We start from the raw sequence: 16,924 nt of genomic DNA, 5'->3' as shown, positions 1-16,924 counted from the left end.
ACCCTCCTGACGGGGTGCCGCCCTTCGGCGCCGTACGGCGACCGCTACTTGCGCATGACCTCGGGCTCGTGGCGGCGCAGGAAGCGGGCCACGAAGAAGCCGCAGACCACGCCGAGGACGATCAGCGCGGCCATGTCCATGGTCCACGCGCCGACGGTGTGCTCCCACAGCGGGTCCGTGGCGCCCCCGTCCTTGGGCGGGCTGATCTTGTTGAAGTCGAGCGTGGCGCCCGCGGCGCCGACCGCCCAGCGCGAGGGCATCAGGTACGAGAACTGGTTGACGCCGACCGCGCCGTTCAGGGTGAACAGGCAGCCGGTGAACACGACCTGGATGATCGCGAACATCACCAGCAGCGGCATGGTCTTCTCCGCCGTCTTCACCAGCGAGGAGATGATCAGGCCGAACATCATCGCGGTGAAGCCCAGCGCCATGACCGGGATGGACAGCTCCAGCATGGTGGCGCTGCCGAGGACCAGGCCCTGCTTCGGGATCTCACGGCTCGCGAACCCGATGACGCCGACCATCAGGCCCTGCAGCACGGTGATCACACCGAGCACGAACACCTTGGACATCAGGTACGCGGAGCGGGACAGGCCGGTCGCGCGCTCCCGCTCGTAGATGACCCGTTCCTTGATCAGCTCACGGACGGAGTTGGCCGCGCCGGCGAAGCAGGCGCCGACCGCGAGGATCAGCAGGACCGTGGTGGCGGTGCCGTTCGGGATGATCCTGCCCTGCGCGTTGGGCGGGTTGGGCAGCAGGCTGTTGCCGGAGTCGATGAGCAGGCTCACCGCGCCCAGGACGGCCGGCAGGATCACCATCAGCGCCAGGAAGCCCTTGTCCGAGGCGATCACCGAGGTGTAGCGGCGCACCAGAGTGACGAACTGCGACATCCAGCCCTGCGGCTTCGGCGGCTTCATGGCCTGCATCGGCGGCATCTGTACGGACTGTGCGGCAACGGCGTCGATGTCCGCGGCGTACATCTGGTAGTGCTGTGAGCCCCTCCAGCGTCCAGCCCAGTCGTAGTCGCGGTAGTTCTCGAAAGCGGAGAAGACGTCGGCCCAGGTGTCGTAGCCGAAGAAGTTCAGCGCCTCCTCCGGCGGGCCGAAGTAGGCGACCGCGCCGCCGGGCGCCATCACGAGGAGCTTGTCGCAGATCGCCAGCTCGGCCACGGAGTGCGTGACGACGAGGACCGTACGGCCGTCGTCGGCGAGGCCGCGCAGCAGCTGCATGACGTCGCGGTCCATGCCCGGGTCGAGGCCGGAGGTCGGCTCGTCCAGGAAGATCAGCGACGGCTTGGTGAGCAGTTCCAGGGCCACGGAGACGCGCTTGCGCTGGCCGCCGGACAGGGAGGTGACCTTCTTCTCCTTGTGGATGTCCAGCTTCAGTTCGCGCAGCACCTCGTCTATGCGGGCCTCGCGCTCGGCGCCCGTGGTGTCCGCCGGGAAGCGCAGCTTGGCCGCGTACTTGAGGGCCTTCTTGACGGTCAGTTCCTTGTGCAGGATGTCGTCCTGCGGGACCAGACCGATGCGCTGGCGCAGCTCGGCGAACTGCTTGTACAGGTTGCGGTTGTCGTAGAGGACGTCGCCCTGGTTGGCCGGGCGGTAGCCCGTGAGCGCCTTGAGCAGCGTCGACTTGCCGGAGCCCGAGGGGCCGATGACCGCGATGAGCGACTTCTCCGGGACGCCGAAGGAGACGTCCTTGAGGATCTGCTTCCCGCCGTCGACCGTGACGGTCAGATGGCGCGCCGAGAACGACACCTCACCGGTGTCGACGAACTCCTCGAGACGGTCGCCGACCAGGCGGAACGTCGAGTGACCGACACCCACGATGTCGTTCGGGTCGAGCAGCGCCGAGCCGCCCTTGGCGATCGGCTGGCCGTTGACGTAGGTGCCGTTGTGCGAGCCCAGGTCGCGGATCTCGAACCGGCCGTCGGGCGTGGCGTGGAACTCCGCGTGGTGACGGGAGACCTGGAGGTCGGAGACGACCAGTTCGTTCTCCAGGGCACGGCCGATGCGCATGACCCGGCCGAGCGAGAACTGGTGGAACGTGGTCGGGCTGCGGTCCCCGTAGACCGGCGGCGCCCCCGCGCCACCACCGGGACCCTGCTGCTGCGGGAACTGCGGGGCGGCGGCCTGTTGCGGCTGCGGCCGGCCTGCCTGCGGGGCCTGCGGCTGCGGCGGAGCCTGCTGTGCCCAGCCCGGGCCCGCGCCCTGCGCCGCGAACGGCTGCTGCTGCGGCTGCGCCTGGGGCGTCGCGACGGCGGCGGCGCCGCTGACGCTCACGAGCGGTCCGTCGGTCGCGTTGCCGAGGTGGACGGCCAGCCCGGGGCCGATCTCCATGCGGTGGATCCGCTGCCCCCGCACGTACGTGCCGTTGGTACTGCCGTGGTCCTCGATCGCCCAACCGCCGCTCCCCCAGCTGATCGTGGCGTGACGCCAGGAGACCCTGGCGTCGTCGAGCACGATGTCCCCCTGCGGATCACGTCCGAGGGTGTACGGCCTGGACGTGTCGAGCGTCCAGGTCCTGCCATTCGATTCCAGTACGAGTTCCGGCACTCCATGCCCCACTGAGTAGTCCCCCGAGTTACCCCCAACACAGGGAGTCTAGGGATGTCGAACATCGTCGGGAACTATTTCAGGCTCGGCCCCCTGACCGAAAGCCGGGCCTTGTGAAGACCGCGCGCGGGCGCTTGCGCCGTTTCCGTTGACGGGGTTGAAACCGGCCCGGAGAGTGGTAATCCACGCGAGGGGGACAAGTGCGGTGGCCGGCCGCGCCGTGGATCGGGGGGTCTGCCATGAGGTCGTCGACGAGCGTCACCACCAAGCCCTACGGGACGAAGGTGCCATGGGGCGACGTACTGCTGTCCGCGATCGCCGCCGTGAGCTGGGCGTTGATCGGGATGGCGGGTACGGCCGCGCTCGGCCTGCATCTGCTGGAGGCGGACACGGCGGGCTCGCTCGGTCCGATGACCGCGGCCGTCGTGGCGCTCGGGTCCGGCGGTTCGGTCACGCCGTCGGGCGACGTGTCCGCGTTCGGCCTGTCGGGCGCGCAGGCGAACACCGCCATCGAGATCACGCCACTGGGCGTGAGCCTGGTCGGCGCCCTGCTGCTGAGCTGGTTCTTCCTACGGTCGCTGCGGGCTGCGGGAGTTGTGATCACGCCCGCCGAACTCCTCGCGCGCGCGGGCGCGGTGGTGGCGCTGTTCACCGCGATGCTGGGCGGGCTCGCCTGGGCCGGCCACGACGTCATCACGATCGACGGCGCCACGTTGGGGCTGGACGACCTGCCCGGTGGCGCGGGAGGCGGCGGTCTCAAGGTTCCGGGGCTGGGTGACATCGGCGGACTGCTGCCGGACCGGCTCGGTGACCTCGTGCACGCGAAGGCGGCGGTCGGCTTCACCGTCGACACCGCGCCCACCCTGCTCGGCGGCCTCGCCTGGTCGGCCGGGATCCTGCTGATCGCCCTGCTCGCCTCGCGCCGCACTCCCCTGCCGCGCGGCCTCGACGCCGCCCACCGGGTGGTGCGGCCGGCCGCGTCCGCGCTCGTCACGGTGCTGCTGACGGCCGTGGCGGCGGGGCTCGCGGCCGCCGTCTACGCGTCGGTCGGCGACGACCACCCCAGGCGGATCGCGGGCGCCGCGCTGCTCGGCGCACCCAACGGGACGTGGCTGGGCATCCCTATCGGCCTGTTCGTGCCGTACGACGGACAGGCCACCGGCGTCCTGACCAAGCTGCTGCCGCATCCGCTCGACGACCTGCTGAGCACGAAGTCCGACCGGCCGGTCACGCTGGGACGACTGGCCGAACTCGACGGACGGGTGTGTCTGCTGGGCGTCGGCGCCGCGCTGATGATGCTGCTGGCGGGGGTGCTGACGGCGGTACGGACGCCGGTGGCGGGTGGGGCGGGGGGCGAGGGCGGTGGCGGTGGCGGAACCCGGGCCGGTGGAGTCGGCGGGGGCGATGGAGTCGGCGGGGTCGGCGGAGTCGGCGGAACCAGGGCGCTGCGGAGCGAGACGGTCCTCGGTTTCGCGGGGCGGTGTGCGCTGCGGCTGGGTGTCGCGACCGCGCTGGCGCTGCCGCTGCTGGGGTGGCTGACCACGGTCTCGGTGGACGCCTCGCTGTCCGTGCTCGGCTTCGACGCCTTCGGGGCGGGGGTCCGGCTGAACGGACACCTCGGTGCGGCGCTGGTGCTCGGCGCGCTCTGGGGCGCGGGAGCGGGAGCCGTCGGGGCCCTGCTGGCCCGGGCCTGTGGCGCGGCGGGACGACGTGCGGCTCCGCTGGCACGGGGTGTCGTGGCGAGGGCGGGGCCGGGGCCGAACGGGCTTGGTGGGACGGGAGTTGGGGTACCGGGAGCGCCCGGGGGTGGGCTGCCTGCGGGTGGGCCGCTGGGACATCCGGGGTACGCCGGCCCGGCCGGGCCGGGGTCCGGTCCGTACGGGAGCGGGGCGGGGCCCCACTCGGGCGGGCGAGCACCGTACGAGAACCGGAGCGGGGCCCACGGCGGGAGCCGACCGTCGGCGGAAGTGACCTGGCCGTCCGCGGAAGGGTCCGGAGCGTATGCGGGAGGGGCCGGGCCGCATGCGAGGCAGGGCGGCGGGCCCCACAGGGAGCAGAACGACGGGCCGTCCAGCGGGCAGAGGAGCGGGCCCTACGGCGGGGGGAACGGGGCGCAGGCGGGGGCGGGCGGGCCGGGCATCGGTGATTCCGGGGGCCCCGGAGACGGGCCCGGAGCGCGGGGCGGCGGGGCAGCGCCGTACGCCGGGGAGCCCGGGGCGCGTGCCGGAGCGGGCGGTTCATATGCGGGTAGGCCCGGGCCGCGGGGCCGGGAACCTGGGGCGCCGGCCGGTGAGCCCGGGGCGCCGGCCGGTGCGGGCGGGCGGCCGTCCGCGCGTGGGCCCGGATCACCTGCCGGGGAGTCGGGTCCGTACGTGCCCGGGATCCCGCACCGTCCGCCGAACCCGGACACCAATCCGTACCTGCGGATGCCGGACGGCGTGCGCGGCGAGGCGCCGGAGCCGGAGGATGCCCGGCCGGACGGCGTGTGGGAACCGCAGGACGCGCGGCCCGGCACCGGGGGCGCGGGACCCGAGGGCGAGGGGGCCCGCCCGCCGGACGCGGTTCCGCCGGCCGGGGAGGGGCGGCGGCCCGGGGGCTCCCGGCCGTCTCCCGACGTGTACGGCGCGCCCACGGTGGCCCGGCCGCTCACCCCGCCGCCGCGGCGGTCGCCGGGGTCGCAGCCGGACAAACGCCGGTCGCCGTCCTCCGACGACGGGCCTCCGCCGCCGCCCCCGCCACCGCCCGCACCGCCTCGGCGGCCCAAGGGGCCACGGTGACCGAGAGCCGTGACCGGCGAGGTTCACGGGCCTCCGCGCACCGACGCCGGAGCGGCCCCGGCGTAGGCTGTTCGTGGCCGTCCGGTGGGCCGGCCGTAAGGCTTTCGCCACCGTTTCGACACCGATTGTTCCGTGTCCGTCAGGCGGACCGCCCGCGCGTGAGGCACTGCGTGCCGGATACGGTGAGAACACCATGAACGCTTCGCAGACCTCCGACGTACCCACTCTTCTCGTCAAGATCTTCGGCAGGGACACGCCGGGCATCACGGCCGGTCTCTTCGACACCCTCGCGGCCTTCTCCGTCGACGTCGTCGACATCGAGCAGGTCGTCACCCGGGGGCGGATGGTGTTGTGCGCGCTCGTGACCGAGCCCCCGCAGGGGCTCGAGGGCGACCTGCGCTCCACCGTCCACAGCTGGGCGGAGTCGGTGAAGATGCAGGCCGAGATCATCTCCGGCCGGGGCGACAACCGGCCGCGCGGACTCGGCCGTTCCCTGGTCACCGTGCTGGGCCACCCGCTGACCGCCGAGGCCACGGCTGCCGTCGCCGCCAGGATCACCAAGGCCGGCGGCAACATCGACCGTATCTTCCGCCTCGCCAAGTACCCGGTGACGGCTGTGGAGTTCGCCGTGTCCGGCGTGGAGACCGAGCCGCTGCGCACCGCGCTGGTGACCGGCGCGGCGGAGGTCGGCGTGGACGTGGCGGTCGTGGCGGCGGGCCTGCACCGGCGCGCGCAGCGCCTGGTCGTCATGGACGTGGACTCGACACTCATCCAGGACGAGGTGATCGAGCTCTTCGCCGCGCACGCCGGCTGCGAGGACGAGGTCGCCGAGGTGACGGCGGCCGCCATGCGCGGGGAGCTGGACTTCGAGCAGTCGCTGCACGCGCGTGTGGCGCTGCTGGAGGGGCTGGACGCGTCGGTGGTGGACAAGGTGCGCAGCGAGGTCCGGCTGACCCCGGGCGCGCGCACGCTGATCCGCACGCTGAAGCGGCTCGGCTTCCAAGTCGGCGTCGTCTCCGGCGGGTTCACCCAGGTCACGGACGATCTCAAGGAGCGGCTCGGGCTGGACTTCGCCCAGGCGAACACGCTGGAGATCATCGACGGGAAGCTGACGGGCAAGGTCACCGGCGAGATCGTGGACCGGGCGGGCAAGGCGCGTCTGCTGCGGAGGTTCGCCGCCAAGGCGGGTGTCCCTCTCTCGCAGACGGTCGCGATCGGCGACGGCGCGAACGACCTGGACATGCTGAACGCGGCGGGCCTCGGGGTCGCCTTCAACGCCAAGCCGGTGGTACGGCAGGCCGCGCACACGGCGGTGAACGTCCCGTTCCTGGACACCGTCCTGTACCTGCTGGGTGTCACCCGCGAAGAGGTCGAGGCGGCCGACGCACACGTGGAGGACTGAGCCCTCGCGGGGTGGGTGTGGCGGTGGCGGCCGACCGGGGGCGGTGTGGACCGGCATGCCGTAGAAAGCAGGTGGAGGGGGCTCCGGGGGCCGGGAGTGGGTGCCGGGAGCGGGTTGGATCGGTGAAGACCGGCGGAGCCGGGTTGGAGCCGGTGGACCCGGTGGACCCGGGCGGAAACCGGTAGAGACCGGCGGACCCGGTGGGTCGGTCAGCAGCCCGCAGAGACGCGGCGGACCCCGTCGGACCGGGTAGCAGCCCGAGCCCGCGGAGACCCGGCGGACCCCGTCGGACCGGGTAGCAGCCCGAGCCCGCGGAGACCCGGCGGACCCCGTCGGACCGGGTAGGAGCCCGAGCCCGCGGAGACCCGGCGGACCCCGTCGGACCGGGTAGCAGCCCGAGCCCGCGGAGACCCGGCGGGCCTGGTAGGAGCCCGTGGATACCATCCCCCCGGGTGGCGGGGCAGAAGCTGATGAAGACGTGGCACGACCGCTCGGAAGCCGGCGGATCCCGCCGCACCGGGTGGGGGCAGTGGAAACCGGCGGCCCGGTGGAGACCCGGCCAGCCAGGCCGGAAGCCGGTAGACACCAGCGACCCCGGTGACAGGACAGAAGCCGGTGAAGACTCGCCGGGACGGCCCGGAGGCCAGTGGAAGCCGGCACCCCGATGGAAACCCTGCCGGCCCGGGTCGAGCCGGGGGACAGCGGCGCCCCGGTGACAGGACAGAAGCCGTTGAAGGCACGGCGCGACCGCGCGGAAGCTGGAGGAGACCCGGCGGAACCCGGTGGAGACCGGCGCACCTCGCGGAACCGGGCAGGAGCCGGCGGAGACCGGCCGACCTGGCAGGACCGTACGGAACGATGGGAACGATGGAGACCCGGTGGTGGCACGGCCCAGCCGAAACCCACCCCCGTCCGCCACGCCCGGCAGGACCGGCCACCGTCGCCACGCCCGACTTCACAGCCGCACCCCGCCCGAGAGCCGCACCCCACCCCACGCATGGGCAACCGGCGGGCACCCACGCTCACGCCGCCGGAACCGACCGCCCAGCCCCGTCAGTCCGACGGTGCCCAGTAGTCCGTCAGTCTCGCCACGCCCGGTTCGAGGCTCTTCCAGGGGCCGTCGAAGGACAGCACGGCGAAGGCCGCGGCCGGGAAGCCGCGGCTGGTCATCCGCTCGCGGGCGTCTCCCTCGGCCGAGCCGGCCAGGACGTCGGTGAGACCCTGCACGCCGGGGTTGTGGCCGATCAGGACCACGTCCTGCGCGTCGTCGGGGGTTTCGTTGAGGAGGGCGATCAGCTCACCGGGCGAGGCCTCGTAGATCCGCTCCTCGTAGACGGTTTTCGGCCGGTGCGGGAGCTCGTGGACGGCGAGCTTCCAGGTCTCCCGGGTCCGGACCGCGGTGGAGCAGAGGGCCAGGTCGATGGGCATACCGCTGTCGACCAGCTTGCGTCCGGCGACCGCGGCGTCCAGGCGGCCCCGCTCAGCGAGCGGCCGCTCGTGGTCGGGGACCTCTGGCCAGTCGGCTTTCGCATGCCGGAAGACAATGATCTTGCGGGGTTCTGCGACGCTCATAACACCCAGCTTCGCATGAAACACGCCATGCGGCGCAGGGAGTTGACATGCGGCTTCACCGGTGCGAGGTGATCACGGGGACGGGCCCGGCACACCAGGTCAGCGGCCGAGCAGCTCCTGCAGGCGCTGGAAGACCTGGGTGATCGCGGGGTCACCGGTCGCGGCCTGCGCGTCGGACGGGTTCAGTATCAGCACGAGGAGCGTGATGAAGGCGAGCGCGGGCAGCGCCAGGGCCCACCAGGGCAGCCGGATGTCGACGCCGCCCCGGGGAGCCGGGTGGGGCCTGGTGTGCGTAGGGGCCGACATGAGTGCCTCCGCGGGTCGGGGTGGTCCGTGGTCGAGATCCGTGTCCGTCCGTCGCGGCCACATCTCGAAGCTACGGAATCCGGGGGTCTCAACCCATCCGGAGATCCACCCAGTTGACCCTGACACTCACCCCCTAGGGGGTTGGGGGGCTAACCCCACCACCGGTCCGGCGCGGGGCCGGTCCGAGTCCGGTCAGGGCGAGGCGATCGACGCGATGACGGCGATGATCACGAAGATGGCGAAGAACGCGCCGAAGACGAGCAGCATCTTCTTCTGGCCGTTCTGGGGGTTCGGATCGAGCACTGGCATACGCCAAGTCTCGCACCCGCCGGCCGCACCGACCGCGCCGGGGGCACGTCAGCGCGCCGCCTCCTGCTCCACCATGCGGTCGCGGCCCGCCAGGACGCCGACGGCCATCTGCGGGATCATCAGGGCGGCCATCAGCGCGATGGGCGCACCCCAGCCGCCGCTGTGCTGGTAGAGCACGCCGACCAGGAGCGGCCCCGGGATCGAGATGAGGTAGCCGGTGCTCTGCGCGAAGGCCGACAGCTGGGCGACGCCCGCGCCGGTCCCGGCCCGCATGCCGACCATGGTCAGGGCCAGCGGGAAGGCGCAGTTGGCGACGCCGAGCAGCACCGCCCAGGCCCAGGCCCCGCCGGCCGGCGCGAAGTAGAGGCCGGCGTATCCGGCGAGGCCGCAGACACCGAGCACGAGCACGATCGGGCCCTGGTGGGGCAGCCGGGTGGCGACGCGCGGGATGACGAAGGCCAGGGGCACGCCCATCACCATGGTGACGGCCAGGAGCAGCCCCGCGGTGCCGGCGGAGACGCCCGCGTCCCGGAAGATCTGCGGCATCCAGCCCATCGTGATGTAGGCGGCGGTGGCCTGGAGCCCGAAGAACACGGCGAGCGCCCAGGCGGTACGGCTCCGGCTGATCCGCAGCGCGGCGCCCGCACCTTGTCCGGGCTTCCCGGCGCCCTCGCCGGGCCCGGCCGGACGCCGTCCCCCGGGCCGTTCGGCGGGCGCGGCGCGGTGTCGCAGGAACGGGACCCAGGGCAGTACGGCCGCTGCCGCGAGGGCCGCCCAGACCGCGAGGCCGGACTGCCAACTGCCGCCGAGCGCCCTCGTCATGGGCACGGTCACCGCCGCCGCGCTCGCGGTGCCGAGGGCCAGGGCCATCGAGTACAGGCCGGTCATGGAGCCGACCCGGTCCGGGAACCACTGCTTGACGATGACCGGCATCAGGACGTTGCTGACCGCGATGCCCATGAGCGCGAGGGCGCTGCCGGCCAGGAAGCCGGCCGTACCGCCCGCGTAGGGGCGTATGAGCAGGCCTGCGGTGATGGCGGCCATGCCGGCGCAGACCACCGCGCCGGCCCCGAAGCGGCGGGCCAGGCGGGGTGCGGTGACGCCGAACACGGCGAAGCAGAGCGGAGGCACGGAGGTGAGCAGACCGGCGACGCTGCCGCTCATGCCGAGGCCGTCGCGGACCTCTTCGAGAAGGGCGCCGAGGCTGGTGATGGCGGGCCGCAGGTTGAGGGCGGACAGCACGATGCCGACGACGAGCAGTCTCGTCGTCCAGGCCGCCGGCCGCGCGCGCGGGGCGGGGTCGGGGGTACTGCGCGCCGCCGGGACGGGGCCGGGTGCGGACGTCGTGGTCCGGGTCTCCTCACGTGCCATGGGGCCCATCATAGAATCATGGGATGATTGGTTGTCCATCCCCGTGTCGTCCGATCCGGCCCCGCCCGTGCGAAGGTGTGCCATGCCTCTGAGCCATCCCCGCCGCTCGGCGCTGTCCGAACAGGTCATCGCCGCGCTGCGGAACCAGATCACCTCGGGCGAGTGGCCGGTCGGCTCCCGGATCCCGACGGAACCCGAGCTGGTCGAGCAGCTGGGCGTCGCCCGCAACACCGTCCGCGAGGCCGTCCGCGCGCTCGCCCACAACGGCCTGCTGGACATCCGTCAGGGCTCCGGCACGTATGTCGCGGCCACCAGCGAGCTGGCCGGGGTGATGCACCGCCGGTTCGCCGACGCGGACCCGCGGCACATCGCGGAACTGCGCTCCACGCTGGAGTCGACCGCCGCGCGCCTGGCCGCCGAGCGGCGCACCGAGAAGGACCTCAAACAGCTCGACACCCTCCTGGTACGGCGTGAGGAGGCGTGGGAGTCGGGTGACACCGAGGCGTTCGTGGCCGCGGACGCGACCTTCCACCTGGCGGTGGTGGCCGCGTCCCACAACGACGTGATGTCGGCGATGTACGCCGACCTCGGCGAGGTGCTGCGGGACTGGCTGCGCGCGGACGTCGGCGAGGAGCTGACGCCGGAGACCCGCATGGACCACGCACGGGTGGTCGACGCGATCCGCGCGGGCGACGCGGCGGGGGCGGCGGCGGAGGGCGCCAGCTATCCGCTGCGGTGCCGCCCCGGCCGGCTCAGCTCGCCCGCCGCTGGTGGCTGACCCACGCCGAGGCGACCTCCTTCCAGCAGCGCCCGGTGAGCCGTACGGTCGTCGCCGGCCCGGCCTCCACCGGGGCGCTGTCGGTGTCGAGGTCCCACCAGCGGTCGCACTCGACGTGCAGGCTCACCCGGTCGGTGTCGACGTAGGGGTTGTGGCAGTAGGCGACCACGTGGGAGCCGAGGACGCTGGTGCGGCACGCGGCGCCGAAGGGCTCGGGGTTGTGCGGTCCGCCGGTGCCCACGCGCGCGTGGGGGATCGCTCCGTACGGCAGGGACATCACGAGCGCGACGGCGACGGTCACTGAGGCCAGGCTTCGGGACAGGCGCACAAGGGGACCTCCTCGGCCGTACTGGGGAGGGGGAACACGCGAGGGACGCTTGCTCCAGCGTGCCGGTGCGCACCGTCCTCCCGCCCGGCGGGTGGGCCGTCCGGGTGACATGCCGAGGGCCCGCGTCCGGCTGGACGCGGGCCCTCGAACGGTCGGCCTGAGCCGGTACGGCAGGGGTCACGCACCGACGGCGTGCAGCCCGCCGTCGACGTGGACGATCTCGCCGGTGGTCTTCGGGAACCAGTCGCTCAGCAGGGCGACGACACCGCGGCCGGCCGGCTCCGGGTCCTTGAGGTCCCACTCCAGGGGGGCGCGGTTGTCCCAGACGGAGGCGAGCTCGCTGAAGCCCGGGATGGACTTGGCGGCCATCGAGCCGAGCGGGCCCGCCGAGACCAGGTTGCAGCGGATGTTCTGCTTGCCCAGGTCACGCGCCATGTAGCGGCTGGTGGCCTCCAGGGCGGCCTTGGCCGGGCCCATCCAGTCGTACTGCGGCCAGGCGAAGGACGCGTCGAAGGTGAGGCCGACGACCGAGCCGCCGTTCTGCATCAGGGGCAGGCAGGCCATGGTGAGCGACTTCAGGGAGAACGCCGAGACGTGCATGGCCGTGGCGACCGACTCGAACGGCGTGTTGAGGAAGTTGCCGCCGAGTGCGTCCTGCGGCGCGAAGCCGATGGAGTGGACGACACCGTCGAGACCGCCGAGCTCCTCGCCGACGATGTCGGCGAGCCGGCCGAGGTGCTCGTCGTTGGTCACGTCGAGCTCGATGACCTTGGTGGGCTTGGGGAGCTTCCTGGCGATGCGCTCGGTCAGCGTGGGCCGCGGGAACGCGGTGAGGATGATCTCCGCGCCCTGCTCCTGGGCCAGCTTGGCGGTGTGGAAGGCGATGGAGGACTCCGTCAGCACTCCGGTGATCAGGACGCGCTTGCCCTCGAGGATTCCGCTCATGGTGATCAGTGACCCATTCCCAGTCCGCCGTCAACGGGAATGACGGCTCCAGTGATGTACGAGGCGTCGTCCGAGGCGAGGAACCGCACCGTCGCGGCGACCTCCTCGGGCTGCGCGTACCGGCCGAGCGGTACCTGCTTCACGATGGCCTCGCGCTGCTCGTCGGTGAGCGCCTTGGTCATGTCGGTGTCGACGAAACCGGGCGCGACGACGTTGAAGGTGATGTTGCGCGAGCCCAGCTCACGGGCGAGGGACCGGGCGAACCCGACCAGGGCGGCCTTGGAGGCGGCGTAGTTCGCCTGGCCGGGGCCGCCGTACAGCCCGACGACCGACGAGATGAGGACGACACGGCCCTTCTTGGCGCGCAGCATGGCGCGGTTGGCGCGCTTGACGACGCGGAAGGTGCCGGTGAGGTTGGTGTCGACGACCGAGGTGAAGTCCTCCTCGGACATGCGCATCAGGAGCTGGTCCTTGGTGATGCCCGCGTTGGCGATCAGGACCTCGACCGGGCCGTGCTCGGCCTCGATCTCCTTGTATGCCTGCTCCACCTGCTCGGTGTCGGTGATGTCGCACTTGACTGCCAGGCAGCCGAGTTCCGCGAGGGCGGCCGGCGGCTCACCCGAGCGGTATGTGATCGCGACCTTGTCGCCGGCGTCGGCGAATGCGCGGGCGATGGCGAGGCCGATGCCCCGGTTGCCTCCGGTGACGAGAACCGAGCGGCTCAACAGATCACCCTTTCGATAGCGGTCGGACGCACCCGCCCGGACAGCTGGGTGACAGGCGGCTTCCTCAAAAACCTATCGGTCCCGAAGCGCCGACGGAGAATCGGGCACCGACAGTGGCTCGGGGGACTCACTGTCGGATCCCTACAGAAAGTTGCCGACGGGCGACCCGAACGTGTGGTCCGCGGGCCCGCCCGCGCGACATGATCGGGGCAACCACAGGTCACAGGTCACGACAACAAGGAGAGACCTCGGTGTCTCATACCATCGACGAAGCCTTCACGGCCCTACCCCTGCGCGCCCTCGCCGACGCCGCTCTCGCCCGCGCGCGTGCCCTCGGCGCGGAGCACGCCGACTTCCGGTTCGAGCGGGTGCGCAGCGCGTCCTGGCGGCTGCGGGACGCCCGGCTCGCCGGGTCGTCGGACACCACCGATCTCGGGTACGCGGTGCGGGTCGTGCACGGCGGGACGTGGGGCTTCGCCTCCGGGGTGGACCTCACCCTCGACGCCGCCGCGAAGGTCGCCTCGCAGGCCGTGCAGATGGCCAAGCTGTCCGCCCAGGTGATCAGGGCGGCGGGTTCCGACGAGCGGGTGGAACTGGCCGGCGAGCCCGTGCACGCCGACCGGACGTGGATCTCGTCGTACGAGATCGACCCGTTCTCCGTGCCCGACGAGGACAAGTCCGCCCTGCTCGCGGAGTGGAGCGCGCGGCTGCTGGCGGCGGACGGGGTCAACCACGTCGACGCCTCGCTGCTCACCGTCCACGAGAACAAGTTCTACGCGGACACCGCGGGCACGGTGACCACGCAGCAGCGGGTGCGGCTGCATCCGCAGCTGACCGCCGTGTCGGTCGACGAGTCGAGCGGCGAATTCGACTCCATGCGGACCATCGCGCCGCCGGTGGGCCGCGGCTGGGAGTACCTGACGGGCACCGGCTGGGACTGGGAGGGCGAGCTGGAGCGGATCCCCGAACTCCTCGCCGAGAAGATGCGGGCCCCGAGCGTCGAGGTCGCCGCCGTCTCGCACGGCTGCCCGTCCGCCCTCTTCAAGGGCGTCAACATTCTGAACACCACGCAGGAGGCCGGCCGATGAGCGCGCGTACCCCCAAGCCGCACGAGGTCGTCGAGCGCGCCCTCGAACTGTCCCGGGCCGACGGCTGCGTGGTGATCGCCGACGAGCAGTCCACCGCGAACCTGCGCTGGGCGGGCAACGCGCTGACCACCAACGGAGTCACGCGCGGGCGCACGCTCACGGTCATCGCCACCGTCGACGGCAAGGAGGGCACCGCCTCCGGTGTCGTCTCCCGTTCGGCGGTGACCGCCGACGAGCTGGAGCCGCTGGTGCGGGCGGCCGAGGCCGCCGCGCGCTCCGCCGGCCCCGCCGAGGACGCGCAGCCGCTGGTCACCGGCGTGCCGCAGGCGCCCGACTTCACGGACGCGCCCGCCGAGACCACCTCGGCCGTGTTCGGCGACTTCGCCCCGGCCCTCGGCGAGGCCTTCGCCCGCGCGCGTGCGGGCGGGCGTGAGCTGTACGGCTTCGCCAACCACGAACTGGTCTCCAGCTACCTCGGTACGTCGACCGGGCTGCGCCTGCGGCACGACCAGCCCAACGGCACGCTGGAGCTCAACGCCAAGTCCCCCGACCGGACGCGGTCGGCGTGGGCGGGGCGCTCCACACGGGACTTCAAGGACGTCGATCCGGCCGCGCTGGACGCGGAACTGGCCCTGCGCCTCGGCTGGGCCGAGCGGCGGATCGACCTGCCGGCGGGCCGGTACGAGACGCTGCTGCCGCCGACGGCCGTCGCGGACCTGCTGATCTACCAGATGTGGTCGGCGTCGGGCCGGGACGCGGTGGAGGGCCGTACGGTCTTCTCCCAGCCCGGCGGTGGCACGCGCGTCGGCGAGCGGCTCACCGAGCTGCCGCTGACCCTGCGCAGCGATCCGCACGAGCCGGGCCTGGAGTCCGCGCCGTTCGTGCTCGCGCACTCCTCCGGCGGCGACCAGTCGGTGTTCGACAACGGGCTGCCGCTCACGGCCACCGACTGGGTGCGCGAGGGCGAGCTGGCCGGGCTGATGACCAGCCGGCACGGCGCGGCCCTCACCGGCCTGCCGGTGGCACCGGCGATCGACAACCTGATCCTGACCGGGGGCGAGGACCGCTCCCTGGAGGACATGGTCGCGAGCACCGAGCGCGGGCTGCTGCTGACCTGCCTCTGGTACATCCGCGAGGTGGATCCGGCGACGCTGCTGCTCACCGGCCTGACCCGGGACGGTGTCTACCTGGTCGAGAACGGCGAGGTGAGCGGCGAGGTCACCAACTTCCGGTTCAACGAGTCGCCGGTCGACCTGCTGGGCCGGGCGACGGAGGCGGGCCGGACGGAGAAGACCCTGCCGAGGGAGTGGAGCGACTGGTTCACCAGGGCCGCGATGCCCGCGCTGCGCATCCCGGATTTCAATATGAGCTCTGTCAGCCAGGGCGTATAACCTCGTAGTCGGCTGTCAGCCGACCGCCCGAAAGTCATCCGAGGAGATACGAGAACCGTGACGGACATCGTCGACGAGCTGAAGTGGCGTGGGCTGTGGGCCCTGTCCACTGACGAGGACGCTTTGCGCAAGGCGCTCGCGGACGGTCCCGTCACGTTCTATTGCGGTTTCGACCCGACCGCGGCCAGTCTGCACGTCGGCCACCTGGTGCAGGTGCTCACCATGCGCCGCCTCCAGCAGGCGGGTCTGCGCCCGCTCGCGCTGGTGGGCGGGGCGACCGGCCAGATCGGCGACCCCCGCCCCACGGCGGAGCGCACGCTGAACGACCCGGAGACCGTCGCGAACTGGGTGACCCGGCTGCGCGGGCAGATCGAGCCGTTCCTGTCCTTCGAGGGCGAGAACGCCGCGGTGATGGTCAACAACCTGGACTGGACTGCCGGTCTGTCGGCGATCGAGTTCCTGCGGGACATCGGCAAGCACTTCCGGGTCAACAAGATGCTGACCAAGGACTCCGTCGCCCGGCGCCTGGAGTCCCAGGAGGGCATCAGCTACACCGAGTTCAGCTACCAGCTGCTCCAGGGCATGGACTTCCTGGAGCTGTACCGCCGTTACGGCTGCACGCTCCAGCAGGGCGGCAGCGACCAGTGGGGCAACCTCACGGCGGGCCTCGACCTGATCCACCGGCTGGAGCCGGAGGCCCAGGCGCACTGTCTGGCCACGCCGCTGATGGTCAAGGCGGACGGCACCAAGTTCGGCAAGACCGAGGGCGGCGCGGTCTGGCTGGACCCGGAGATGACGACGCCGTACGCGTTCTACCAGTTCTGGCTGAACGTGGACGACCGGGACGTCTCGACGTACATGCGCATCCTGTCCTTCCGCTCCCGTGCTGAGCTGGAGGAGCTGGAGCGGCAGACGGAGGAGCGGCCGCAGGCGCGGGCCGCGCAGCGGGCGCTGGCCGAGGAGCTCACCACGCTGGTGCACGGCGCCGGGCAGACGGCCGCGGTGATCGCCGCGTCCAGGGCGCTGTTCGGCCAGGGCGAGCTGGCGGAGCTCGACGAGCGGACGCTGACGGCGGCCCTCTCCGAGGTACCGCACGTCCGGGTGGCCGAGCTCGGTCCGGTGGTCGACCTGTTCGCCGAGGTCGGCCTGGTGGCCAGCAAGTCGGCCGCGCGCCGCACGGTCAAGGAGGGCGGCGCCTACGTGAACAACGTCAAGGTCGCCGCCGAGGACGCGGTCCCCGCCGAGAAGGACCTGCTGCACGGGCGGTGGCTGGTGCTGCGCCGCGGCAAGAAGAACCTGGCCGCGGTGGAGGTCACCGGCGCCTGACGCGGGCGAGGGGCGGCTTCCCGTAGGGGAGGCCGCCCCTCGCGCTGTCAG

At 72.4% G+C, this 16,924-nt stretch carries 12 protein-coding genes and 2 pseudogenes; 6 read left to right on the top strand and 8 right to left on the bottom strand.

Annotated features, from left to right (window positions below; translation table 11 throughout):
- Positions 1–44 precede the first annotated feature (44 nt).
- On the bottom strand, positions 45–2,555 hold the full coding sequence (locus ABZT03_RS27600) for an FHA domain-containing protein (RefSeq protein ID WP_356043969.1): 2,511 nt from the start codon (positions 2,553–2,555) through the stop codon (positions 45–47).
- A 205-nt stretch (positions 2,556–2,760) separates the two neighbouring features.
- Here ABZT03_RS27600 and ABZT03_RS27595 point away from each other — a divergent pair.
- Together ABZT03_RS27595 and serB are read left to right on the top strand one after the other, a co-directional pair.
- A pseudogene (locus tag ABZT03_RS27595) lies at positions 2,761–4,288 on the top strand (streptophobe family protein); the annotation flags it as partial.
- A gap of 1,237 nt (positions 4,289–5,525) precedes the next feature.
- Complete coding sequence (gene serB / locus ABZT03_RS27590) at positions 5,526–6,734, top strand: phosphoserine phosphatase SerB (protein WP_356043966.1); 1,209 nt, start codon at positions 5,526–5,528, stop codon at positions 6,732–6,734.
- Between the two features lie 1,053 nt (positions 6,735–7,787).
- Here the strand turns inward: serB and ABZT03_RS27585 are convergent.
- The 4 genes from ABZT03_RS27585 to ABZT03_RS27570 form a co-directional block, all read right to left on the bottom strand.
- Positions 7,788–8,306, bottom strand: a complete 519-nt coding sequence (locus tag ABZT03_RS27585; protein ID WP_356043963.1) for a histidine phosphatase family protein — start codon at positions 8,304–8,306, stop codon at positions 7,788–7,790.
- 99 nt (positions 8,307–8,405) lie between these two features.
- Positions 8,406–8,612: a hypothetical protein gene (locus ABZT03_RS27580; protein ID WP_356043960.1), complete on the bottom strand. Its 207-nt coding sequence runs from the start codon at positions 8,610–8,612 to the stop codon at positions 8,406–8,408.
- 192 nt (positions 8,613–8,804) lie between these two features.
- Complete coding sequence (locus ABZT03_RS27575; protein ID WP_356043957.1) at positions 8,805–8,921, bottom strand: SGM_5486 family transporter-associated protein; 117 nt, start codon at positions 8,919–8,921, stop codon at positions 8,805–8,807.
- Positions 8,922–8,969: 48 nt separating this feature from the next.
- Entirely contained in the window at positions 8,970–10,304 is a 1,335-nt protein-coding gene (locus ABZT03_RS27570; protein ID WP_356043954.1) for a CynX/NimT family MFS transporter, read from the bottom strand.
- 70 nt (positions 10,305–10,374) lie between these two features.
- On the opposite strand from ABZT03_RS27570, the gene ABZT03_RS27565 reads away from it, so the two are divergent.
- Entirely contained in the window at positions 10,375–11,070 is a 696-nt protein-coding gene (locus ABZT03_RS27565) for a FadR/GntR family transcriptional regulator (RefSeq protein ID WP_356043951.1), read from the top strand.
- Here the strand turns inward: ABZT03_RS27565 and ABZT03_RS27560 are convergent.
- From ABZT03_RS27560 to fabG, 3 genes are all read right to left on the bottom strand, one after another.
- The gene (locus ABZT03_RS27560; protein WP_356043948.1) at positions 11,045–11,398 is read right to left on the bottom strand and encodes a hypothetical protein; all 354 of its coding nucleotides are present in this window, start codon (positions 11,396–11,398) and stop codon (positions 11,045–11,047) included. The two genes, ABZT03_RS27565 and ABZT03_RS27560, sit on opposite strands and share 26 nt — an antisense overlap.
- Before the next feature lie 177 nt (positions 11,399–11,575).
- On the bottom strand, positions 11,576–12,343 hold the full coding sequence (gene fabI / locus ABZT03_RS27555) for an enoyl-ACP reductase FabI (RefSeq protein WP_356043946.1): 768 nt from the start codon (positions 12,341–12,343) through the stop codon (positions 11,576–11,578).
- Between the two features lie 5 nt (positions 12,344–12,348).
- Positions 12,349–13,068 (bottom strand): 3-oxoacyl-[acyl-carrier-protein] reductase, encoded by a 720-nt coding sequence (gene fabG, locus ABZT03_RS27550; RefSeq protein WP_356043943.1) that lies wholly within the window; start codon positions 13,066–13,068, stop codon positions 12,349–12,351.
- A 251-nt stretch (positions 13,069–13,319) separates the two neighbouring features.
- Between fabG and ABZT03_RS27545 the strand changes: the two are divergent.
- The 3 genes and pseudogenes from ABZT03_RS27545 to tyrS all read left to right on the top strand — a co-directional run.
- Positions 13,320–14,221: pseudogene (locus ABZT03_RS27545) on the top strand (DNA gyrase modulator); the annotation flags it as partial.
- A 3-nt stretch (positions 14,222–14,224) separates the two neighbouring features.
- A complete protein-coding gene (locus ABZT03_RS27540) occupies positions 14,225–15,547 on the top strand; it encodes a metallopeptidase TldD-related protein (protein ID WP_356044011.1) in 1,323 nt (440 codons plus the stop codon).
- Positions 15,548–15,604: 57 nt separating this feature from the next.
- Positions 15,605–16,873 (top strand): tyrosine--tRNA ligase, encoded by a 1,269-nt coding sequence (tyrS, locus tag ABZT03_RS27535; RefSeq protein ID WP_356043941.1) that lies wholly within the window; start codon positions 15,605–15,607, stop codon positions 16,871–16,873.
- Positions 16,874–16,924: the final 51 nt, after the last annotated feature.

The organism is Streptomyces sp. NPDC005574 (assembly GCF_040605435.1).
GTDB lineage: Bacteria > Actinomycetota > Actinomycetes > Streptomycetales > Streptomycetaceae > Streptomyces.
This window is presented reverse-complemented; position numbering and strand designations above follow the sequence as displayed.

What these genes read in the sequence shown, in the direction of transcription:
- serB (WP_356043966.1), top strand. Translation starts at nt 5,526, where the DNA reads ATGAACGCTTCGCAGACCTCCGACGTACCCACTCTTCTCGTCAAGATC.
- ABZT03_RS27585 (WP_356043963.1), bottom strand. Translation starts at nt 8,306, where the DNA reads ATGAGCGTCGCAGAACCCCGCAAGATCATTGTCTTCCGGCATGCGAAA.
- ABZT03_RS27580 (WP_356043960.1), bottom strand. Translation starts at nt 8,612, where the DNA reads ATGTCGGCCCCTACGCACACCAGGCCCCACCCGGCTCCCCGGGGCGGC.
- ABZT03_RS27575 (WP_356043957.1), bottom strand. Translation starts at nt 8,921, where the DNA reads ATGCCAGTGCTCGATCCGAACCCCCAGAACGGCCAGAAGAAGATGCTG.
- ABZT03_RS27570 (WP_356043954.1), bottom strand. Translation starts at nt 10,304, where the DNA reads ATGATGGGCCCCATGGCACGTGAGGAGACCCGGACCACGACGTCCGCA.
- ABZT03_RS27565 (WP_356043951.1), top strand. Translation starts at nt 10,375, where the DNA reads ATGCCTCTGAGCCATCCCCGCCGCTCGGCGCTGTCCGAACAGGTCATC.
- fabI (WP_356043946.1), bottom strand. Translation starts at nt 12,343, where the DNA reads ATGAGCGGAATCCTCGAGGGCAAGCGCGTCCTGATCACCGGAGTGCTG.